This is a genomic window from Micromonospora sp. DT15 (genome assembly GCF_049841475.1).
GTDB lineage: Bacteria > Actinomycetota > Actinomycetes > Mycobacteriales > Micromonosporaceae > Micromonospora.
In genome coordinates this window covers 102,091-124,085 of sequence record NZ_JBNCKJ010000003.1, presented here as the reverse complement: position 1 = coordinate 124,085, position 21,995 = coordinate 102,091, and the positions used below count along the sequence as shown (strand labels likewise).

Here is a 21,995-nt window from a genome sequence, read left to right as displayed (position 1 = left end):
TCGTCACCTCCCCTCGGTGAGGATCGCGAACACCACCGGCTCGTCGACGCCGCGTACCGCGGTGACGAAGGCCGCCACCCGCAGCTCGCCGGCCCCGAACACCGTCCAGCCGGGACGCGGCGAGGGCAGCAGGGTCAGCGGTCCGCCGGGCTGGCCGCCGGACTTCTGCACACACTCCAGCGCCGTCCAGACCCGCGTCGCGGCCGTGTCGGCGTCCTCACCGGTGTCCGCGGCAACGAGCCGGGCCAGGCCGGCGTGCTCGCCGAGCAGGCCGTCCCACACCGCGTCGTCGCGGTGGAGCACCGTTTCGACGTCGCAACCGAGGGCCCCGGTCGCGGTCACCGCCAGTGTCAGCCGCGCGCCGTGCGCCACGGACAGCGTCCGCCCGCCCGCGATCTCCGGGCGGCCGTCGGGGCGGTAGGTCACCTCGACCGGCTCGCCGGTCGAGCGCCGCGCCGCGATCCGCGACCGGGCCCGCCGCACGGCCAGGTGCCCGCCCGGCTGGTCGGTCGCCTCGGTCGGGCCGTCCGGCTCGACCGCCACGGCCACCTGCGCGCCGAGGACGTCGCCCAGCGCCCGCTCCAGGTACGGCCCTAGTAGCGGCGCCACCCAGGGGCCTCGACCGTCCTGCTTGCGCACGGCACGCAGTCGCAGTCCCTCCCAGCGCTCCACGACCTCGCCGGCGGTGGTCCGCAGGACGACGTCGTAGACGTAGGTGTCGCCGTCGCGGCTACGCTCGGTGGCGCAGTAGCGCAGCTCACCCCGGCCGGTCAGCTTCTCCCCCGCCGGGTGGATCCGCTCCACCCCGGTCGGCAGCAGCGTGGCGTCCGGCACGCAGACCTGGTTGCCGTGCATCAGCGCGTCCCGCACACCGGGGTCACCGAGCAGCAGGCGGTCTGGCACGAACCGGGCGAACCAGTCGACGTCGTCGAGTGCCTCCACCTCGACGTCGACGTGGCGGGCGGCGGCCCGCCGGTAGCGGCGCAGCCGCTGGAACCGGTCACCCTGGAACAGCACGTCGCCGTACAGATCGTCGGCCGGTGACATCGACAGCGGGGCGATCTCGTCGCAGACCTGGTCGGGCGGCCCGTCGGGGGCCACCGTGTCGGTGAAGCGCATCGTCGCGGTGAAGTGATCGGCGGCGAAGCCCGTCTCCTCGCTACGGATGGCGACCTGGACGGTGTCGTCGTCGGTCACCGCCGCGGCCACCCGGATCCGGCTGCGGCCGTACGGCGGGACGATGATCGGCCGGAGGAACTCTGCCCGCTCGATGACCGGCACCCGTCCGTCGCCGGTGACCGCACCGGCCACCTGGGCCATCGCCTCCATGCCGAACACCGCCGGGAAGAGCAGGTTGCCGTCAAGGAGGTGGTCGGCCAGGTAGAGGTCGGTACCGACGTTGAGGTCGACCTCGGTGATCAGCTCCACGCCGTGGTACCGGATCAACGGCCGTTCCACGAACCGCAGCAGCGGCAGCTCCGGCAGGTCGTAGCGGACCGTGTCGATGCCCTCGGTGCGGCCGCTGATCACCACAGTGCCGGGCGCGTCCGGGTCGGCCAGCAGCCGGCGCAGGATCGCGATGCCCTGGTCCGGCGTGACCGGGGTGACCCCGTCGCGGGTGAGGGACTCGATCACGGAGAGCCGTTCGCCCATGCCGACACCCGACCAGACCGACCACTCGAGGCAGACAGCCCGGCATCCCGGGTGCCGTCGGCCGAACTCCTCGGTGGTCTCGGCCAGCCAGTCGTTGGCGGTGGCGTAGTGCGCCTCGCCGCGCAGCCCGGCGCGGCCGATGATGCTGCCCAGGGTCACCAGCAGCTTGAGCCGGTCCGGGTCGACCGCTTCCAGGGTGGCCCGCAGGCCGTCGATCTTCGGCGCGAGCGTGGCCCGGAAGTCCGCCAGGTCCAGCCTGGCCAGCGAGGCTGGCTCGTTTCGGCCGGCACCGTGCAGGACCGCGGTGACCGGGCCGAGCTGCGCTGTGAGTTCGGCGACGGCACGACGTACCTGGTCGGCGTCGGTGATGTCGGCGCGGGCGTAGCGGACCGTCACCCCGGCCTCGGCGATCCGGGCCAGGTTGGCCGCCAGCTCGGTGTCGGACGCCGGGTCGGAACGGCCGAGCAGGGCCAGGCTCGCCCCGCTGTCGGTGGCCATGGCGAGCGCGCACTCGGCGGTGATGCCCTTGCCGCCGCCGGTGACCAGCAGCACGTCGTCCGCGCCGAGCGCGGGACGGGGCCGGGCGGCACGCACCGGCATGGCGCGCAGCGTCGGCACCCGGCATACGCCGGAGGTGTCGTAGTGCACCTCGCGGTAGTCGGCGGTGCCCGCCACCTCGGTCACCACCCGGTCCACCACTGCCGCGTCGTCGGAAAGGTGGACGATGGTGACCCGGGCGCGGGGCGCCTCCAGGCGGAGGGTCTTGGCCAGGCCGGCCGCGCCGCGACCGTGCTGGACCAGCACGTACCTGGTGCCAGGGGCACCGCCAAGGACCTCCCGGGCCCCGGTCAGCGCCAGGTCGAGCGCCTCCTCCGGGCAGGGGTCGGGCAGGCAGACCAGCACCCCGTCGCCGAGGTTCGCCCGCTGCAGAGCGGTGGCCAACCGGTCGGCCCAGGGGTGTCCGGGTGCGGCGTGCACTCGCCACCGGCCGGTCTCCTCGGGAGCCACCCGCGCGGGCGCGGGCAGCTCGTCCAGGTCCAGCCGCCAGGGCCGGGCCCAGGCGGCGGCTCCGGCCACCGACGGCTCGGTCACCGACCCGGCCTGCCCAGCCGTACCGGCCAACTCGTCCAACGCCTCGGCCAGCTCCCGAACGGTGGCAGTGGCGAAGTTGGTGGGCAGCGCCGCGGTCGGCACCCCCATCCGCTGGGCGAGGTCGTTGACCACCTGGCCAACGGTGATCGAGCTGAGGTGCAGGTCGTCCAGGAGGTGGCTGTCCGGCTGCACCGTCTCCAGCGGGAGTTCCGCCCGCTCAGCGGCCAACTGGCGCAGCTGTTCCTCTGCGGACTCGCCGAGCAGGTCCGCGACAGTCGGCTCGGCGGGCCGGGCGGCCGGCGTGAGCGCCGCCGCGGCGGTGGCCTCCGGCAGCAGCAGCGGCGGCGCCTCCTCACACGGGCTGGCCAGGAAGGAGAACCGCTGGCCGATCTGGAGCGGCCGGATCAGCCGGCCGTGGAACAGCCCGCTGTCCACCGGTGCCGCACCGACCACGTACGCCGCGCCGACCACCTTGAGCAGACTGGCGATCGACTCCTCGTCGGTGTCCAGGGCGACCGCTGGTACGTCGGTGGTCCGGGACGCCAGCCCGGTCAGTACCCGGCCCGGCCCGACCTCGACGAACAGGTCGACGTCCTTCGCGGCGAGGGTGACAGCCAGGGTGAACAGCACCGGGTCGGTGATCTGGCGGCTCAGCAGGGCGGGCACGTCGGTGTCGGCCGGCAGCACGTCGCCGGTGACAGTGGAGACCAGCCGCCGGTCCAGCGGCCGGAACGGCTCGTCGGCCAGCGCCGCACCGAACGCCGAGGCGGCCGGGGCCACCAGCGGCGAGTGGAACGCGTGCGAGACGGACAGGACGGAGGCGTTCAGCCCCGCGTCCGACGCCCTCCGGCACGCAGCCTTGACCGCGTCCTCCGCACCGGCGATCACGGTGTGGTCGGGGCTGTTGTAGCCGGCGATCACCACCGGCAGGTCGGCGATCAGCGGGTCGACGGCCTCCGGCGCGGCACCGAGGCTGGCCATCGTGCCGGAGGCGCTGTGCCGGGCCATGGTCTGGCCCCGCACGGCGGCGATACGCAGCAGGCACGCCTCGTCGATCGCGCCGGCCCAGTGCAGCGCGGAGATCTCGCCCAGGCTGTGACCGACCGCCACGGCGGCCTCGATGCCGAGCGTGGTCAACGCCCGCAGGCCCGCGGCGGAGCCGGTGACGATGCGCGGCTGGGCCACCTCGGTGGCCACCACGTCGCCGCCGGTGGGCAGGTTCGCCCGCTGGTACACCTCCTCCGCCTCGGCGAACCGGCGACGCAGCGCGCCGCCGCTGACGCCCCGTCCGGAGCCCTGGCCGGGAAAGAGGAAACCGATCCGTCCCGGCCCGCTGACGTGGCCGACCAGGCAGCGGCCGTCGGCGGAGAACATCCGGGTCTCCCCGGCCTCCACCGAGTCGCGTACCTTGCGCAGCCGCCGCTCGGCGTCCTCGGGCGAGGAGACGACCACGGCCGCCCGGAAGGGCTGCTCGCGCAGCTCACCGTGCAGGGTCGCGGCCAGGTCGGCGAGCTGGGCGTACGCCAGGGACGGCACGAACTCGATCAGCTGGTCCAGCCGCTGCACCAGATCATTCGGAGTGGGCGCGTCGACCACCAGCAGTTCGGCGTCCTGGAGGCCGGTGGCCAGCGCGCGCGTACGGGTGTCCAGTGTCGACCTGCGGCGTGACCGGGAGTTGTCCAGGACGATGTGGGTGTTGATGCCGCCGAACCCCATCGCGGTGATCCCCGCGCGAACCGGTGTGTCAGCGGGCCAGGCCTCCGCCCGGCGCAGTGCCCGCAGCGCGGGGGTGCCCTCGCTGATCAGCGCGTGCGGGTCGACGCAGCCGATGGCGGGCGGCAGCACCTCCTGGTGCACCGCCATCGCGGCCTTGATCAGGCCGGCCACTCCGGCGGCTGCCTTGGTATGACCGATCATTCCCTTCACCGAACCGATCGCGGCTGGCGGCGCCGTCGGGTCCGCCTCGGCGCGGGCGAGCGACAGCGCCTCCAACTCGGTCGCGTCGCCGACCTTGGTGCCGGTGCCGTGGCCCTCGAACAGCCCGACGGTCTCGATGCCGAAGCCCGTGCGCTCGTACGCGCGGCGCAGCGCCAGCTGGTAGCCGTTGATCTCGGGCCGGGTGATGCCGCCCTTGCCGTCGGAGGAGATGCCCCAGCCTGCGATCGAGGCGTAGATGCGGTGCCCTCCGGCGCGGGCCTCGTCCTCCCGCATCAGCACCACCATGCCGCAGCCCTCGCCCGGCCAGAAGCCGTTGGAGGAGCGGTCGTATACCCGCATCTCGCCGGTGGCCAGCGCACCGGTCTTGGCGAAGCCGATGATCTCGAACGGGTCGATGGAAAGGTCGACGCCGCCGGCGACCGCGACGTCCACGTCGCCGTCGATCAGCGTCTTGCAGGCGGTGGCCACCGACAGCAGGGACGAGGAGCAGGCACCGTCGACTGTGTATCCGCCACCGTTGAAGTCGAAGTGGTTGCAGATCCGCCCGGCGATGGTGTTCGACAGGGCGCCGGCCAGGGTGTCCTCGTCGATCTCCGGGAACGGACTCTTGAAGGTGGCCTCGAAGCCGTCCAGGAAGGTGGCGAGCTGGTCGTCGTCCCAGTCCTGCTCCTTGAGCGCCGCGCCGACCATCCGGCGCACGTACGGCCAGCGGAGGCGGAGCTGATTCGCGCGGGAGAACTCACCGGTGAGGCTGTTGCCGATGACCACGCCGGTCCGCTCCCGGGGCAGCCCTTCGGCCATCGGGAAGCCGGCGTCGGCCAGCGCGGCGGCGGCGACGTCCAGCGCCAACCAGTGGGTGAGGTCGGTGGAGCGGAAGGTGCTGCCGGCGATCTTGTAGGCCACCCGGTCGAACTCGTATCCCTCGATGACCGCCGCGTTGCGCGAGTAGAACCGGTCCGGGGTCTTCGGATCGGCGTCCCAGTAGTCGTCCAGCTTCAACCGCACGTCGGGCAGCCGCCGGAAGGCCCGCCGGCCAGCCAGTGCGTTCTCCCACAACTCCCGCGGAGACGTGGCGTCGGGATAGCGGCACGCCATGCCCACCACAGCGATTCTTGTCATACTGACTACGCCCTTCCTCAAACGCCCGGCGCAGCACGGAACAATTCGCGCACGGTCTTCGGTGAATGAAGCAAATCAACTATTCCGAATCGGCACGAGCGCGTTCCTGATCCGTTGCCGCCACACTTCGTACGCGGGGAAGCCGTTCGCCGGGGCCACCCCGATCCGGGTGTCGTCGGTGACCGCCGAAGCGTCCCGCGTCGACAACCCGCACAGCACCCGGGTGGCCACCTCGTTGTGCGGCACCGTCAGGCCGGCGCGCACCCGGGCCCCGGCCGCGAAGGCCGACCCCTGGGCCAGGTCGCCCCGGTACGACCCGGACAGCTCGCGCAGCCGCTCCAGCCCCGCCTCGTCGGCGCCGCCGGCATAGGTGGCGGCCAGCCCGGCACCGGCCCACAGGTCCGCCCGACGCCGCTCCGGGAACCCGGCGAACAGGCGGGCCAACCGGTCCGGATCGGCCCCGACCACGAACCAGGAGGCCCGGCCGACACCCTGGTCGATCGCACGCACCGCGTACCTGCCCGGGTCGTCGCCGGGCCAGGGGAAGGTTTCCTCGCGATAGCGCTGCTCGATGTAGCTTCCGGTGCGGAAGTACGCCTGGTGGAAGCCGTAGCCGTCCAGCACCAGCCAGCGCAGCAGCGGGTCCGGCGCGTACAGCCGGGACCAGAGGAACCGGGGCAGCCGGGCCATCGCCCAGCCCACCCCGACGTACGCCATGTAGACGTGCGGGTCACCGGGGCCGGCGAGGAACTCGGCCACCCGACCGCCCCGCCCGGGCAGCGCGTCGCGGATGCTCAGGCCCATGGCCGCGCCTTCGTAGGCGAAGCCGCGCCAGGTGGGCGCCAACCGCTCCAGCGGGGCCACGACGTCGGCCACGACGCGGGCCTCCGCGGCCTCGCCGAAGCCGGCGAGGAAGGACCCGCCGACGGTCTCCAAGCGCTCGCGCGTCGCTTCGTCAGTGACGTGGAAGCCCCGGACGGCACACGTCGTCTGGGAGATGTCCGGGGTCAGGACACGCCGTCGCAGCCTTCGCCAAGCTCTCATCAGCACCCCCAGGGCAATAGATATGTCGCCAATATTCGCAGCCCGGGCGAGGACATTCTTCTTCATTGTTGCGGCGCTTTGAACTGACCTCGGGCAGGCAGGGTCCGCGCCCGGAAAATGGGCGCCAGAATGGGTAGCGGGAATCGCTACGACACGCGCGTCGCGGGCACCGGGAAATGAGCGCGGATGCGGCGCCGCCAGACTTCGTAGTCCGGTTCGGCGTCGTCGGCGAGGCTGTCGACCGCGACGTCGTCGGCCAGGGCGGCGGCGGCCTCGACCGACATGCCGGTCAGTGCCGTCAGCGCGACCTCGGTGTGCGCCGGCTGGAAACCGGAGAAGTGCCGGGCCTTCGCCGCGAAGATCGCGCCCTGCGCCAGGTGCGCGTGGTCCTCGCCGGCGGCGTCCACCAGCGAGCGCAGGCTGCCCAGGTCGGCGCCGCCGGCGAACGTGGCCGCCAGGCCGACACCGCTCCACAGGTCCGCCTGCCGGGCGGGCGCGAATCGCCGCACCGCCGCGGCGACGTCCGCCGCGCCCGCCCCGTGGATGAACCAGAGCGCCCGGCCGATGCCCTGGTCGACGGCGCGCGGGAAGTAGTCCGCCCGCCCCTGCCAGGGGTACGCGGGCAGCAGCTCCTGCCGGGTCACCCACCGCTCGGTCTCGAAGTACGCCCGGTCGAAGCCGTAGCCGTCGACGGCCAGCCAACTCATCGTCGGGTAGTAGGGGGTGCCGGCCAGATCCGGCAGCACACCCTTCCACAGTGGGCGCGGCAGGCGGGCCATGGCGAACCCGATGCCGATGTAGGTCAGGAAGGTGTGCGGTCGGCCCGGACCGGAGAGCAGCTCCCGGGCTCGGTGACGGCGTGGTCCCGGCATCGCGTCGATGACGGTGAGCGCCATCGCCGCACCCTCGTACGCGAAGCCGCGCATCTCCGGTTCGACCAGTTCCAGACGACGTTCCAGCTCCCACTGGTCGCGCATGTCGATGCCCCACTCGAACCCACAGATCACCGCCTGCGGAATCGCCTCGAGGCGGCGGGTCACCGGGCCGGGCGTCACGGGGAAGCCGCGACGGGCGAAGGTCGTCTCCGCCAGTGACGGCGTCAGGACCAGCCGCCGTATCGAACCCAGGGTCGTCGGCATCGTCGTCCTCCCTCACGGCCCGGCGACGTGCCGCGGCCGGCGTACCCATCGTCGTACGCCGGCCGCGTCTCGCGCGCCTTCGTTCATGCGCTCCCGGTCATCGTCAGCGTCGCCCCGCCCGGATTCGGGGCCGTCGTAGCAGCACGACGGCCACGACCACCACCAGCAGCAGGTCCAGCACGAGGAGGCCCACGCTGAGCGGATCGTCGGCACCGTGCTGGTGCCCACCGGGCCCGACCGAGGGGGCGTCGGCGGCCACCGACACGGGTGGCCCGCCAGCGGCCACGGTGAACCGGGTCGTGCCACTCAGTTGCCGTCCGTCGGTCAACAGCACGTGGTACGCGGCCAGATACGCCCCGGCGGTCTGAACGCGGACGGGCAGCACCAACCGCTGCTCCTCCAGCTTCGCCGGACCGGCCGCTATCGAACGGCTCTGACCGGCCGGTGCCACGGCCAGATGGAACTCCTTCGCCCGCACCGTGCCCTCGAAGGTGACCACCACCTCGGCCGGCGGACCGGCCACTGTCGCACCGTCCGCCGGCGTCACCGCGGCGACCCGGGCGGTCGGCTTGTCGGTGAGTGCCGCCAGCGCCACCACCGCGCAGACCACAATGGCGAGGAGGTACCCGAACCAGCGGGACCCGGGCCCCGAACGCGCTGCTTCCGGCGCCGTCACGGCATGCTGGGCGCCACGGTAAACCGTGGGGCGCAGCTGCAGGTCATCAGCGCGGACTCGGCCCGGTTGGGCCGTAGGTGCAGGATGATCGCGATCACCATCGGCAGGAACACCACGGTGTTGTAGAACAGGTGGAGCTCGACCCGGGGCAGGACCAGCTGCAACATGCTGGTGGGAACGGAACGGCCGAAGAAGAACGTGCCGGTCTGAGCCTGCACGAAGAGCATCAGGTGCTCGATGTGGTGCCAGAACTGGATCCCGAAGGCGACCATCCACCAGGTGCGCGACCGGCCCACGAAACCACCGCGCAGCAGCCACAGGCCGACCAGCATCACCAGCGCGTACGCGTAGTGCAGCCATTCGGAGGTGACCAGCCAGGGGAAGTACAGACCGAGCACTCCGCGCGCCTGCGGCACGGGCCAGCCCAGTGCCCAGATCTGGAACGCCTGCGTGAGGTGCTCGGCCCAGTGCGCCAGCACCACGACCATGAACAGGTTCAGCGCGGTACGGTGGTGGGCACCGTTCCACCAGTTGGTCGGGCCGACCCTCCCGGATCGCGCCGCATCAACACTCATCCTGGCCTCCAGTCGCCGTAGCGGTCGCCGCCCGAGCCCTGCGGACGGCATCCCCTCCCACCCTTCCGGGTCGCGGCGCATCGTCTTACTTCCACAATGCTCAGTTGGCGCCGGACCCGCCTCGTCCGCCGCCTCGCCCGTCGCCGCGTCCATGTCCGCAGCCTTTGCTCTGCACCCGCGGATGCGCCACCCGGCGGCCGGGTGGCACGTCCGGATGCGGGGCGGTGGTCAGCCGTGGCGCTGAGGCGGTGGTCCGGTCACCGGGTCGGCCACCTGCCGGGCGCCGACCAGCGAAGCCGCCGACCAGGCAGCCCAGGCCGCGCCGTCGACCAGCGACCGGTCCTCCGGGTGGTGGCGGCGGAACTCCTGGACCACCTCCTCGTCGACCTGGTACGAGGCGACCGCGGTGAGCAGCGCCAACCGCGCGGCGGCCCGGTCCGCCGGTGCCAGGTCGGCGATCAGCCGCTCGCACCAGTCGGTGCTGATTCCGGTGTCCCTCCCCCGCCACCCCGAGAGATGCGCGGTGACCAGGTCGCGTACCTCCGGAGAGAGCGCGCGGTCACCGGCCGCGCGGAAGACCTGGTCGGCCCGGCCCACAGCGGCGGCCACCGCCGGCCGGGGCGCCGCCCAGGCGGTGGCCGCGCGCAGCGGCGCGGCGGGCAGCAGGCCCGAGGCCCGGCCCGGCTCGCGCGGCTCCCGCAGGGTGGGACGCAGGACCCGGCTGATCCCCTGCTTGAGTCGGCGACGGGACCACGGAGCAAGGCCCGGCGGCAGCAGGAAGTTCGCCAGGAACACGTTGACCATGCGGGTCAGGTAATGAAAGGCGACGACCACCCCGATCAGTTCCGCGCGGTCTGCCGGGGACAGCCCGGCGGGCGGCGGCGCGGCGTCGTCGGACTGGTGTGCGGTACGCGCCCACTCCGCCGCGACGCGCAGCTCCGGCTCGGTGATGTCCTGCATCCGGTCGCCGGCGACCGCCTCGGCGGCGTGCTCGCCGGACAGGTCGTACATGCCGACGGTGTGCATGTCCGCGCAGTACGGGCAGGTGTTGGCCACCGACACCGCCGCGGCGACCGCCTCCTTGGTGGCCCGGTCCACCGGCCCCACCGTGACCAGGGGTTCCCGTGTCAGCGCCCAGTACGCGGCCAGCACGTCCGGTGCCGGAGAGTGCATCAACGCGGGCGGCACCACGAGCCGCATCTCGTCGGCCACCTGCGCGTACACCTCGGCTACCAGTCCGTTGGCCGACCCGGGCGAAACCGGGGACACGTACCTGACCTGCCGACGCACCATTGAGGACGCTACCCGCGTGGCGACCATCTCCGTCCTCCATCCGTCGTCGTGTTCCCGGTCAGTATCAGCGGGCGGCGGTCGCTTGGAGTGGGGCCGACCGGTCCAGCGCACGACCGGAGAAGCCCCGCACGGAACCTGGGTTTTTTCTCCATATTCGGGGGTTCCGTGCGAGCGCAACGACGAAGATGCGGTCCCTGTCGTGCTGCCGTCACGATGTGGGAAAGCGATCCGTGAGCGGTGTCCGGTGGGTCACCGCCGCGGGTCCGGCACGACGGCCACGGCACTGACCGGCCCGGCGGGCACCTCCTCCGGTCGCGCGTCCGCCAGGCGGACGACCCGTACCGGCGCGCCGACCACGGACAGGAGGCGATGCGGTGCAGCCCGACGAATCCGAGCGCAATCCGGATCGGACCCTCGTGCTAGAGGCGTTCGCGGACACCATCATTCCCGGCGAGAAACGGTTTCCCGGGGACCGCAGCGTGGCCGGGGTGTCAGCCGGCGGTGGTGCGGTGGCGGCCGGTGCGGTCGAGCTTCTCGAGAACCCGGCCGGCGGTCTGGCAGAAGGGCTGGACTCCCTGGTGTTCTCCCTCAACGACCACGCACGGGAGTACGCGGCCGGCCGCGACCTGACGCTGGACCCGACGGTGCCGCCGTTCGTGGCACTGCCGTTCGACCACCGCACCGCCCTGGTCGCGGACCTCACCCAACCGGATCACCCGGAAAAGCAGATGTGGGTGGGCCTGGCCCTGTTCAGCAACATGGCCTTCGACAGCGCCGCGCACCTCAGCACACCCGCCGCGCTGGCCGCCGGCCACCCGGGTCTGCTCACCATCGGCTACGAACAGCCGCAGGCCGACGGCATCTGGCGGTTCGAGTCCTTCTCCTACGGCCGGCAACTGGCCGACCTCCACCCCGACACGACGGCGACGGGCAGCCCCGCATGACCAGCATCGAATCGACAGACGTTCTCATCATCGGCAGCGGCTTCGGCGGGGCCATCCCCGCGTACCACCTCGCCGCGGGTGGTGCCCGCGTGACCGTCCTGGAGCGCGGCCCGTGGCTGCGCGGCGAGGAGTTCGACCACGACTTCCTGCTCGGCTCGTCGTACACCCGGGTCTTCGACTTCGTGGTCGGCGACGGCATGAGCGTGCTCGGCGGCAACTGTGTCGGCGGCGGAAGCGTTGTCTACTTCGCCACCATGCCGCGCGCGCCGCGCTTCGTCTTCGAGCGACGCGGCAGCATCGGCCGCCGGATGTGGCCCAGCTCGATCAGCCGGGACGCCCTCGAACCCTGGTACGACCGGGTCGCCGAGGCGCTGCCGATCACCCGGCAGACCTGGGACAAGATCCCGTACGCCGGTGGTCTGTTCGGCGCGGCCTGTCGGCACGCCGGGCGCACCGCCAACCCGGCGCCGTCCGCCGTCGACGTGGACATGTGCACCAACTGCAACTGGATGATGTCCGGCTGCCGGTTCGACGCCAAACGATCGCTGCTGCTGAACTACCTGCCGGCGGCGCTCGCCCACGGCGCGGAGATCCGGCCGCTGCACGAGGTGCAGCAGATCTCCCGTAACGACGACGGCGGCTACCGGGTGCACTACCGGATAGTGGACGGCGAGGACTACCGGATCCTGCACGACGAAGGTGCGATCGACGCGAAGCTCGTCATCGTCGCGGCGGGTGCCGGTGCCACACCGGTGATCCTGCAACGGTCGGAGCCCGGGCTGGGCACCATGCCGCACGCGGTGGGGCGCTACTTCTCCGGCAACGGGGAGCGACTGAACACCGCCGTCTTCGACGAGGACCGGATCCGAGACGTGCTCGGGCTGTCCCGACCGGACGGGCGGGCCTACGAGGCGTACCAGATCGGGCGCGGCCCGACGGTGGCCAGTTGGGACCGGCTCGACGGCAACCTGCCCGAGTTCGAGCGCTACTCACTGGAGCAGCTCTACTTCCCGCCGGGGTTGGGCACCATCCTGGCGCAGGCACCCGACGCCAGCGGCCCGACCTGGTTCGGGGTGGACAAGAAGGAGATGCTGCGCCGCTGGCAGTCCTGGCTGACGATCTTCATCATGTCCGAGGACGACAACGAGGGCGTCTTCGGACCACCGCCGGAGACCGGCAACGCGCACCGCTTCTCCCAGCAGATGCTGGGGCACGGTCCGCTGAGCTACAAGCCCACCGCGAACACCCGGCGGGGCTGGTCTCTGGCCGACGCCGACATCAAGGACATCCTGGAGCGCGACGGGCTGGCCCGGGTCGAGCCGTGGACGAACGACCTGGTCGGCGCGTACACGGTGCACCCGTTGGCGTCCTGCCGGATCGGCGACGACCCGGCCACCTCGGCGCTGGACGACCGGCACGAGCTGCGCGGACACCCCGGAATCTTCGTCACGGACGGATCGGCGGTCCCCGGTGCGCTCACGGTGAATCCGGCGTTCACGATCGCCGCCCTTGCCGAACGCGCCATGCCGGGCATCATTCGGGCCGCGCAGGAGCGGGGGGTCTCCGTCACCTACGGCGCGCCGTCGCCGGACGGCGAGACCGCCGGCCGCCGGGCGGTGTTCGCCCGCTGAACCGTCGGGCGTCGGCCGGCCGGGCGTCGGCCGGCGCCTGTTCTTCCGAGGGGGAATCGGTGCGAAAGCTCATCGCGAGGGTCGCTCGACCCGCCACGGCGTTGCAACTCCGGCACGTCGCGCCAGTCGCGCCGAGCCGGGCCGACGCCCCGGTGGCGGCCGTGTACCAGCAGATCGAACGGGACTTCGGGATGCTCGCACCGCCGGTGGCGCTGCACGCGGCCTCTCCGGTCGTGCTCGCCGCGGCCTGGACCATGCTGCGCGAGGCGCTGCTGGCATCCGGGCAGACGGGCCGGGAGGCCCGGGAGGTGGTGGCAGCCGGGGTGTCCCAGGCCAACCGTTGCCCGTACTGCGTGGACGTGCACGGTGGCACCCTCGCCGGCCTGCTGAGCGGCCCGGACGCCGCCGCCATGCTGACCGGGCAGTTGGCCGACCTGCGGGACCCGCGGCTGCGTGAGCTGGCCGGCTGGGCCGCCAACGGCGGGCCGCCGCCGTTCCCGCCCGAGCACGGTCCCGAACTCGTCGGCGTCGCTGTGGTGTTCCACTACCTGAACCGGATGGTCAACGTCTTCCTGCCGGACTCGCCCCTGCCGCCGGTGCCCAGCCCGGTCGCTGCGGTGCTGCGCCGGGGTGCGGCCCGGATCCTGGCCGGGCTGGCCGGCAGGGCCGTGGTCCCGGGCGAGTCCCCGGGCCTGCTGCCTCCGGCGACGGTGCCGCCGGACCTGTCCTGGACCGGCGACCGGCCGCACCTGGTTGCGGCGTTCGCGCGGTCCGCGGCGGTGGTCGACGCGGCAGGCGAACGCAGTGTCCCGGCACCGGTACGCCGGCTGTTGACGGCGCAGCTCCCTCGCCTTGGCGCGCCCCCGTCCGGCCTGGACGCACGCCCGGCCGCCCTGCGACTCCGTTGGCTCGACGAGTGCGTCGCGGGCCTGCCGGAGTCGGACCGCCCGGCGGGGCGTCTGGCGTTGCTGGTGGCGTTCGCCTCCTACCGGGTCACCGCCGCCGATGTCGACCGGGTACGCGCCCAGGGGTACGACGACCGCGGCCTGGTCGAACTGGCCGCCTGGTCGAGCCTCACCGCCGCCCGTCACCTGGGCGCGCGCGCCCTTCGCGTGGCGCCGGCCCCGACGGCGGGCTGGAGCCGGCGCACCATCGGCTGATCCTGGAGGGCGTACGGCCCGCCCGACAGCTCCTGGATGTCGCCGGTCGCGCCTTCAGGTGGCAACGACGCGGCCCGTCTCGTACGCCTTCCTGAGCAGTAGGACGCGCCCCTCGGGTGTGTCTCCCACGGGTGTCCCGCCGACGGGATACTCGAAAGGGGTCGGTCAGACAACCCTCGCCCCCATCCTGGTAGGGACCGTGCCGGGTGGCACGAGGCGGTGCGGCCGACGGGATTCCACTGTCATTTCCCCTATTGTTCACCTGGTCGGACGGCGACCTTTGGAATCCGTCCCGACTGACCATCCGGGCCCGATCGAGACCAGCGCGACGAGCGGCTGATCCACTCAATCAGCACCGGATTGAGAATTGACGAATATTGGCCACGCGATCCCGGCCCGAGAAATTCAGATAGTAATTCTCTTTAAGAGCGAAACGGCTATTGGCAATCCGGGAAACGCTGACTATGCATTGCATTAAATCCGATCAACAGCGTGAGCAAATAATCTTACCTTCCGCTCATCGCTCCGGTCAATAATCTTTTTCAGTCGGCAAAGCGCCAGATTCACTGAAGGTAGCCAAACTACCGGGTACATGATCGACAATTACCGACGTTTCGCGTCAAACCGCAGCCCAGGGGCACCGTATCTGTGACCAGTTTCCAAATTGACCGCTTTCGGCACCCCCCGTGGAAAGTGGGTCGCACCGCTATCCGCATGGATGACCGTCAAGCTCCATATGAGTGTCGAAGGCACTGCTCAAGGCGTTCCTCTCTTCACGATTGCGGTCTATTGCCCTCGATGATCAGCAGTATTGTCAATCGCTCTGGGCTGGGCTAGCCTCGACCGGAAGCGGAGCCCTTCGGGGCGGCGGGAGTGAGGCAGCAGGGCATACCAGCGCAATCATATGCATCACTACAGCGCTCGATGGGACCAAAACCGCGATGCTTTACACGACAATTATTACCACCTAGTACGAAAAATCGCCGGACAGGTCAGGGGGAGGCATCATGGAGGAATCGACCAAGCAGGCCGTGAATCGTGCGATCAGCACCATGCGAGAGAACCTCGGCGAGCAGCTCACCGTCGACGACATGGCCAGGGCTGCCATGTTCAGCAAGTTCCACTTCACCAGGATCTTCCAGCGGACCACCGGGGTCTCCCCGGGCCGTTTCCTGTCCGCGCTGCGTCTGCAACGCGCCAAACAGCTGCTGATCTCCACCACACTCAACGTCGCCGACATCAGCCTCCGCGTGGGCTACAACAGCGTCGGCACCTTCAGCTCGCGGTTCACCCGCAGCGTCGGCATGTCGCCAACCACCTACCGGCGCCGCGCCGGCTACGCCCCGCAGATCGCGACCGACCCGGAACCGGCCCCGCTCTCCGAGGCTCGGGTGCACGGCCGCATCCCCTCGCAGCCGGGCCGGCCGAACGGGCCGGTCTTCGTCGGCCTCTTCACGGACCGCATCCCCGAGGGCCGTCCGGTGCGCTGCGCGGTGCTACCCGACGGCGGCTACTTCCACTTCGACACGGTGCCGCCGGGCACCTGGTACCTGCTCGCTCAAGCCGTCGACACCAACGCGGGCGGGCGTCCCGACGAGGCGAACCGACCGATCGCGGTCGCCTCGGAGGGGCCGCTGACGGTCGCATGGAACTCCGACATCCGGGTGGACCTCGACCTACAGCCGATCCAGAGCATCGACCCGCCCGTGCTACTGGCCCTGATGGACAGCCGAAAGCTCGCGTTGGCCCGGGTCGCGGCGGAACAGCAGGCCGCCGAGACGCCCCTGAGCGCCGCGCCCGTAATGATCACGAAGCTCCGCGAGTCCGACCGTACCGCTGCCTGACTGCTCGACTGCCGGTCCCACCCGGGCCACAGCCGCGACGCGGTGACGGCCCGAACGCTTCCGCCACGAGCGTGCCATGGGATCGCCATCAATCTCCACCCTTTCTACGTGGGAGAATCGCACCGCGGGGCTGTGTTGACCAGCTGGGGGAACTCGATGCGCATCTCTGACCTGAGCCGCTACACCGGCGTGCCCGTCGCAACAATCAAGTTCTATCTTCGTGAGGGTCTCGTCCCACCGGGCCGACTGACTGGCCGCAACCAGGCGCAGTACGGCGAGGCGCACCGACGGCGCCTGCTCTTCATCCGAGCGATGACCGGCATCGGCCAGCTTGAACTGTCCACAGTGATGGAACTGCTGACGGCCATCGAGGACGACGACCTCCCACTTCCCGGGCTGTACCGGACCGCCAACCGGGTGGTGTACCCGGACCTCGACAAGTCCAAGGCCGTCAACGACGTGACGGCCGAGCGCACCGAGGTCGACCGCCTCATCAACGAGCTGGGCTGGCAGGTGGGCGACGACGTCCCGGGTCGGAACCGACTGGCCCATGTCCTCGCAGCTCTGCGCGAGCTCGGCTGTAGCCACGGCACCGAGTTCTTCCATCCGTACGCACAACTCGCGGAACAGTCCGCGGACCGCGAGCTCAGTCTGCTTCCGCGCGACGACATGGAAGTGGAGCGGGCCGCCGCGGTGGCCCGCGCGGTGCTGCTCGACGCGGCGCTCGCCGCGCTGCGCGGGATGGCCCAGGAGCACCTGGTCACCCAGCGTTTCGGCAGACCGGCCGACACGTCCGGCGCGGCCCCGTCGACGCACGGCCGCTCCCCCACCACCGACGCGCCGCCGGCGAACCGCACGCGGCACGCCGGCGACCCGGCGACCGGGGTGCCCCAACAGCTTCCCCGCCGGGCCGACCGTGCCAGCTGAGAGGCACGTGGGAGACGGGCACAGGCACGTTGCCCGGCGGGAGAGCGGCGACACCCGCACCGGCCGCGGTGCGCGCGCCTCAGTCGGCGTACGCGACCCGGTGGCGCCCGCGGATCCTGGCGAGGTCGTACCGCCTGACGGTGCGCGCCGCGAGCCAGCCGCTCATCGGGAGTCACCCGCTGGGTCGGCGTCGTAGAAGGGGCCGTCGAGAAGCGTGGCCGGAATGCCGCGCCAGCGGTCTTCGACGTTCTCGGCGCGAGAGTTTCCGAGCGTCTGCGGCGCACCTCGCCCGTCTCCGGCCGGCCCGCCGATGTGGTAGCCGGGACCGTCGAGGAGCGTGGCCGGGATACCGCGCCACGGGTCTTCGAGGTCCCCGTGGCGAGGGTCTGCGGCCGAATCCTCGGCATCGCGCCCATCCTCACCGTGCGCACCGGTGTCGGTCATGTTCTCGCTCCTCACCTGCCGAAACGCCAGATGGACACGACGCCTCCGCCCGGTCCGGGCCGCGCCGATCAGGGCCGGGGGGCGGCGAAGAAGGTGGGGAACCGGGCGGTCAGACCGAGGTCGCCTCGGGTCTTCAACCGGCCCTTCATCACCAGCATCACCGCGTGCGCGTTGCCCGTGACCAGGTGGACGAAATCAGCCGCGGCCAGGTTCAAGGTCAGCTGTGGCTGCCCGTCGGCGCGGGACGACAGAGTGCAGACGCCGTCGGCGATAACCATCTGGTAGGTGTCGACGCCGCCGTCCGGTCGATCGCCGATGCGCCAGTGCACCACCGCCCGGGTCCGGCCGGCGACCTCGGGCCGAAACGCGGACTGCATCCCGCCGATCAGGTGATCGAGGATTTCGGCACGCCGCTCACCGCGCATGACCTCGCGCAGCTCGTCGTCCGGAGTGTGCTTGACCAGACGGGCGAACTCGACCGGATCCATAGCTTCGACACGTGAATCGTGGATGGACATCAAACTCCTCCATGCTCACCGCAGCAGCGGTGCGACTTCCGTGCCCTCCGGTCATCGCCACCCCCTGCTCTCGTCACACATCCTGGCCCCGAGTTCGACCGGGAGCACCTCCCAGGCTGCGCAGGTGCCAGGGCCCGTCTGATCGGGCGTCGCCGGTGCCCTGCGCTGCGGGAACGGCACGGCGCGAGATGCCCGCCCAGGCGACCGACGCCACGATGGTCGGATGCGACTGTCGCTGAATCTGGGACATCTGGTGGGCGCCGGCGATGCCGCCGGCCGGGTGCGGTTGGCCGTCGAGGCCGAGCGGCTCGGCTTCCACACCGTGTGGGCGGCGGAGGTGTACGGCTCGGACGCGGTGACGATGCTGACCTGGATCGCCGCGCACACCCGGTCCGTCAACATCGGCTCCGCCGTCATGCAGATGCCGGGACGCAGCCCCGCACTCACCGCGATGACCGCCGCGACCCTCGATCGCCTGTCCGGCGGTCGGTTCCGGCTGGGCCTCGGCGTCTCCGGACCACAGGTCTCGGAGGGATGGCACGGCGTGCCCTTCGCCGACCCGCTCGGGCGGACCCGTGAGTACGTCGACGTGCTCCGCCTCGCCCTGTCCCGGCGCCCGCTCGCCCACCCGGGCCGGCACTACCCGCTGCCGCTGGCCGGCGGCGCCGGCAGAGCCCTGCGGTTGACCGTCCATCCGCCCCGCCCGGACCTGCCGATCTATCTGGCCGCGGTCGGCCCGCGCAACCTGGAACTGGCCGGGGAGATCGGCGACGGCTGGCTCGCCGCATTCCTCAGCCCGGAGTTCGCGGCCGAGCAGTTGCGGCACGTCCGGGCCGGCCGGGAGCGAGCCGGCCGGCCCATGGACGGGTTCGAGGTGATCGCGTCAGTGCCGCTCGCCGTCGGCGACGACGTCGGGCGGTGCGTCGACCGGGTCCGCGCGCACGTCGCCCTCTATCTCGGCGGCATGGGCAGCCGAGACCGCAACTTCTACAACCTCCTCGCCGCACGCATGGGATACGCGGACGCGGCCCGTGACGTCCAGGAGCTGTATCTGGCGAAACGGTACGCCGAGGCGGCCGCCGCCGTACCGGCGGACTTCGTCGACCGTACGTCGCTGCTCGGGCCGGTGGACCGGATCGCCGGGCGGCTCCGCGAGTTCGCCGAGGCCGGCGTCACCGAGCTGGCGGTCACCGTCTTCGGCGGCGGCATCGGTGCCCTGCGGGAGGTTCACGAGGCGTACACCGCGGACCGCTCGACGCCGCTCAGGCGGGGGTGACCGTCCGGTTCCAGTCGATCCGGTGCCGGTGCACCGGGCCGAACATCCGCTCGGGCTTCAGCACGGTGTGCCGCGCGACGGGGGCCAGCAGCCGCATGAGCGCGTACGCGACCGGGCCGGGTGCCTTGGCCTGATTGGCGCGCGCGGCATCGGCAGCAATCTTCTCCACCCGGGGCCGGCGCATCATCTCGTAGGTGGCGAACGCCGCCTGCACCCCCGGCACATCACGCAGGCAGCGGGCGAGCTGCACGGCGCTCTCCGAGGCCAACGAGGCGCCCTGACCGGACACCGGGGAGGGCGCGTGCGCGGCATCCCCGACCAGCACCATCCGCCCGCGGTACCACGTCCGCAGCGGGGGCAGGATCTCGATGGCGCCGAACGGGAACACGTCCTGCGGCCCGGCCCGGTCGAGCACGTCGCGCGCCGGTACGTCCTCGGCGTGCACCCGGCGCAACCGGTTCAGCCATCGGTCCGCTGGCACCCGGCGCGCCTCGGACATCGGCATCGGCTCGTCGCTGGTGATGTTGCTGAACCAGTTGACGCGTCCGTCGGATCCGATCCAGTGGCCGAAGAAGGCGTCGTGCCCGTTCGCCAGATGCATGACGCCCGGCTCACCGACCGACGGCACCTCCACGGCGCCGCCCAGGCCGAGCATCCCGGTGTACTGCGCCGTGGGTGCGCCCGGGTCGATGAGGCGCCGGACGGCCGATCGGATGCCGTCCGCGCCGATCAGGACGTCGGCGGTCGCGCTGCTGCCGTCGGCGAAGCTGGCGGTGATGCTGTCCGGCGAGTCCGTGGCGCCGACCAGACGCCGGCCGTAGACGATGCGGACACCCGCCGCCTCGGTCCGCTCGCGCAGCAGTCGTTGCAGGTCGGCGCGCTTGACCGCGCGGCTCGGCGGCAGATCGGGCAGGTGCTCGAAATCGCCGAACGGGCGGCCTCGGCCGTCCGTCATCACGGTACGGCGGATGGGGCTGCCAAGGCGGTGCACGTCGTCCTCGACCCCGACGATGCCGAGCGCGTCGATGCCGTTGGGCGCCAGCATCAACTCGCCGCCGACATCGTCGGACGGTCGGTCGTACGCCTCGAACACGGTCGGCTCGATGCCTGCCCGGCGCAACGCGAGCGCCGCCACACTGCCGGCGATGCCGCTACCGATGATCATGGCTGTTCTGGCCTGTGTCATGCCGCTTCCTCCGGGTCGACGCCCCACACTGCCTCGCGATGGAGCTGAGGTGTGGCCTTCGTACCCGTTTCCCATCAGATGCCTTCTTCCAAAGTGCTGTGGCGGGTGCCCGTCACGACGAGACCGGGTGGGTGGCGAACAGCCACCCACCCGGTCGTCACGGTTCATTTGAAGGAGAGGCCCTTCGCCTTCATCGACGACTTGAGCGTGCTCAGGGCTTTGGGGCCCATCCCGTGCAGCTCCTTGACCTCGGACTCGCTGATCTTGGTGAACTGCTCCAGCTTGGTGTAGCCGGCACCCTCGAGTGCCCGCAGCGCGGGCTTGCCCAGTGAGCTCGGCAGATCGGTGCCTTGCGCCATCGTGTGACTCCCTTCGGTTCTTTGGACGCGCCCGTCCGGCGTTCATGGTGCCCCAGCGGCGGTGCGAAGACGGTCCGGAAACGTTCCGGTCCCGGTGAGTCGCCACCCGTGCCACGCGTACGCGTTCGTGCGCAGTCGCCCTGAACACCCCGGCGGCGAAGATCCACACTGCCCCGCAGCGCACTGACGAAGGTGCATCACCCTCCGTGCGAGGTCGACCATGGAGACGTTTTCCGGGGATTGGCGCACGGGCCCCACCTGCCGAGAACCGACGCCGATCCAGGCCACACCGCCGCCCGGCTCGCACCGGCCCGACGCCACCCGTACGCCCGATCGAGAGGACCTCACGGTGACCGGACCCGACCCGATCCCCGCCCTGACCGCTGACGGTGACGAGCTGGACCGGCTGCTCGCCGGCCTGGACGACACACAGTGGAAGCTGGACACCCCGGCTCCCGGTTGGACCATCGCCCATCAGGTGGCCCACCTGGCCGCGACATTCCGGCTGGCCGGTTTCGCCGCCGCGGACCCGGACGGCTTCCGCGCCCGCGTCGCGACGATGAGCGGTGACTTCGACCGCAACGTCGACGTGGCGCTGTCGGCCTATCTCTCCGACCCGCCGCACGTCCTGCTGAACCGGTGGCGGGAGGAACGCGCCAACGCCGAGAAGGCTCTCGCCGCCGTGCCGGACGGTCAAGTGGTGCCCTGGCTGGTGCGGCCACTACCCGCGCCGGTGCTCGCCTGCGCCGGAATGATGGAGCTGTTCGGCCACGGCCAGGACATCGCCGACACGCTCGGCGTGCGTCAGGTGCGGACGGACCGGATCCGGTTCCTGTGCGGCTTCGCGGTGCGCACCTGGGACTTCGGCTATCAGGCTCGGGGCGAGTCGACCCCCGACGTCGAGTTCGGCTACACGCTCACCGCTCCGTCCGGCGCCGTCTGGCAGTTCGGCCCGGAGGACGCCGAGCAGCGGATCTCCGGGCCGGCCGAGGACTTCTGCCTGCTCGTCACGCGTCGCCGGCACCGCGACGACCTGTCCCTGACCGCGACGGGGGCCGACGCCGAGCACTGGCTGGACATCGCCCAGGCGTACCGCGGGCCGGCCGGTGCGGGTCGCACGCCGGGACAGTTCGGCCGGTCCTGATCATGCCGGATGCACCTCGTTCCAGCAGCGCAA

General features: G+C 71.6%; 17 protein-coding genes. 7 read left to right on the top strand and 10 right to left on the bottom strand.

Annotation, left to right across the window (positions count from 1 at the left end; genetic code table 11):
- Nucleotides 1-3 precede the first annotated feature (3 nt).
- From ACLQ3F_RS08195 to ACLQ3F_RS08170, 6 genes are all read right to left on the bottom strand, one after another.
- On the bottom strand, nt 4-5,802 hold the full coding sequence (locus ACLQ3F_RS08195) for a type I polyketide synthase (protein ID WP_425847526.1): 5,799 nt from the start codon (nt 5,800-5,802) through the stop codon (nt 4-6).
- Between the two features lie 75 nt (nt 5,803-5,877).
- Nucleotides 5,878-6,846, bottom strand: coding sequence for a DUF1702 family protein (locus ACLQ3F_RS08190; protein ID WP_425848202.1), 969 nt, complete (start codon nt 6,844-6,846; stop codon nt 5,878-5,880).
- 146 nt (nt 6,847-6,992) lie between these two features.
- Nucleotides 6,993-7,985 (bottom strand): DUF1702 family protein, encoded by a 993-nt coding sequence (locus tag ACLQ3F_RS08185; RefSeq protein ID WP_425847525.1) that lies wholly within the window; start codon nt 7,983-7,985, stop codon nt 6,993-6,995.
- A 103-nt stretch (nt 7,986-8,088) separates the two neighbouring features.
- The gene (locus ACLQ3F_RS08180; protein ID WP_425847524.1) at nt 8,089-8,661 is read right to left on the bottom strand and encodes a copper resistance CopC family protein; all 573 of its coding nucleotides are present in this window, start codon (nt 8,659-8,661) and stop codon (nt 8,089-8,091) included.
- Nucleotides 8,658-9,236, bottom strand: coding sequence for a hypothetical protein (locus ACLQ3F_RS08175; protein WP_425847523.1), 579 nt, complete (start codon nt 9,234-9,236; stop codon nt 8,658-8,660). The genes ACLQ3F_RS08180 and ACLQ3F_RS08175 overlap by 4 nt, the downstream gene beginning before the upstream one ends.
- Before the next feature lie 228 nt (nt 9,237-9,464).
- Nucleotides 9,465-10,505, bottom strand: coding sequence for a carboxymuconolactone decarboxylase family protein (locus tag ACLQ3F_RS08170; protein ID WP_425847522.1), 1,041 nt, complete (start codon nt 10,503-10,505; stop codon nt 9,465-9,467).
- 398 nt (nt 10,506-10,903) lie between these two features.
- Here ACLQ3F_RS08170 and ACLQ3F_RS08165 point away from each other — a divergent pair, with 398 nt between their 5' ends.
- The 5 genes from ACLQ3F_RS08165 to ACLQ3F_RS08145 all read left to right on the top strand — a co-directional run bounded on the left by ACLQ3F_RS08165 (nt 10,904) and on the right by ACLQ3F_RS08145 (nt 17,035).
- Nucleotides 10,904-11,473: a DUF5987 family protein gene (locus ACLQ3F_RS08165; RefSeq protein ID WP_357196735.1), complete on the top strand. Its 570-nt coding sequence runs from the start codon at nt 10,904-10,906 to the stop codon at nt 11,471-11,473.
- Complete coding sequence (locus ACLQ3F_RS08160) at nt 11,470-13,104, top strand: GMC family oxidoreductase (protein WP_357259392.1); 1,635 nt, start codon at nt 11,470-11,472, stop codon at nt 13,102-13,104. The genes ACLQ3F_RS08165 and ACLQ3F_RS08160 overlap by 4 nt, the downstream gene beginning before the upstream one ends.
- Nucleotides 13,105-13,163: 59 nt before the next feature.
- Complete coding sequence (locus ACLQ3F_RS08155) at nt 13,164-14,264, top strand: carboxymuconolactone decarboxylase family protein (RefSeq protein ID WP_425847521.1); 1,101 nt, start codon at nt 13,164-13,166, stop codon at nt 14,262-14,264.
- Between the two features lie 1,007 nt (nt 14,265-15,271).
- On the top strand, nt 15,272-16,108 hold the full coding sequence (locus tag ACLQ3F_RS08150; RefSeq protein WP_425847520.1) for a helix-turn-helix domain-containing protein: 837 nt from the start codon (nt 15,272-15,274) through the stop codon (nt 16,106-16,108).
- 156 nt (nt 16,109-16,264) lie between these two features.
- The gene (locus ACLQ3F_RS08145; RefSeq protein WP_425847519.1) at nt 16,265-17,035 is read left to right on the top strand and encodes a MerR family transcriptional regulator; all 771 of its coding nucleotides are present in this window, start codon (nt 16,265-16,267) and stop codon (nt 17,033-17,035) included.
- A gap of 162 nt (nt 17,036-17,197) precedes the next feature.
- Here ACLQ3F_RS08145 and ACLQ3F_RS08140 read toward each other — a convergent pair whose 3' ends face one another.
- Together ACLQ3F_RS08140 and ACLQ3F_RS08135 are read right to left on the bottom strand one after the other, a co-directional pair.
- Nucleotides 17,198-17,479 carry a hypothetical protein gene (locus tag ACLQ3F_RS08140; protein ID WP_425847518.1) on the bottom strand — a complete coding sequence of 94 codons (282 nt, stop codon included), beginning with the start codon at nt 17,477-17,479 and terminating at the stop codon, nt 17,198-17,200.
- Nucleotides 17,480-17,547: 68 nt separating this feature from the next.
- Nucleotides 17,548-17,997 carry an SCP2 sterol-binding domain-containing protein gene (locus tag ACLQ3F_RS08135; RefSeq protein ID WP_357204124.1) on the bottom strand — a complete coding sequence of 150 codons (450 nt, stop codon included), beginning with the start codon at nt 17,995-17,997 and terminating at the stop codon, nt 17,548-17,550.
- Nucleotides 17,998-18,220: 223 nt separating this feature from the next.
- Between ACLQ3F_RS08135 and ACLQ3F_RS08130 the strand changes: the two genes are divergently transcribed.
- Nucleotides 18,221-19,273 carry an LLM class F420-dependent oxidoreductase gene (locus ACLQ3F_RS08130; protein ID WP_425847517.1) on the top strand — a complete coding sequence of 351 codons (1,053 nt, stop codon included), beginning with the start codon at nt 18,221-18,223 and terminating at the stop codon, nt 19,271-19,273.
- Here ACLQ3F_RS08130 and ACLQ3F_RS08125 read toward each other — a convergent pair.
- Together ACLQ3F_RS08125 and ACLQ3F_RS08120 are read right to left on the bottom strand one after the other, a co-directional pair.
- Nucleotides 19,260-20,459, bottom strand: coding sequence for an FAD-dependent monooxygenase (locus ACLQ3F_RS08125; RefSeq protein WP_425847515.1), 1,200 nt, complete (start codon nt 20,457-20,459; stop codon nt 19,260-19,262). The genes ACLQ3F_RS08130 and ACLQ3F_RS08125 overlap by 14 nt on opposite strands.
- 164 nt (nt 20,460-20,623) lie before the next feature.
- Nucleotides 20,624-20,818: a DNA-binding protein gene (locus tag ACLQ3F_RS08120; protein ID WP_355008720.1), complete on the bottom strand. Its 195-nt coding sequence runs from the start codon at nt 20,816-20,818 to the stop codon at nt 20,624-20,626.
- Between the two features lie 349 nt (nt 20,819-21,167).
- Here ACLQ3F_RS08120 and ACLQ3F_RS08115 point away from each other — a divergent pair, with 349 nt between their 5' ends.
- Nucleotides 21,168-21,962 carry a TIGR03084 family metal-binding protein gene (locus tag ACLQ3F_RS08115; protein WP_425847514.1) on the top strand — a complete coding sequence of 265 codons (795 nt, stop codon included), beginning with the start codon at nt 21,168-21,170 and terminating at the stop codon, nt 21,960-21,962.
- The last annotated feature ends 33 nt before the right edge of the window (nt 21,963-21,995 follow it).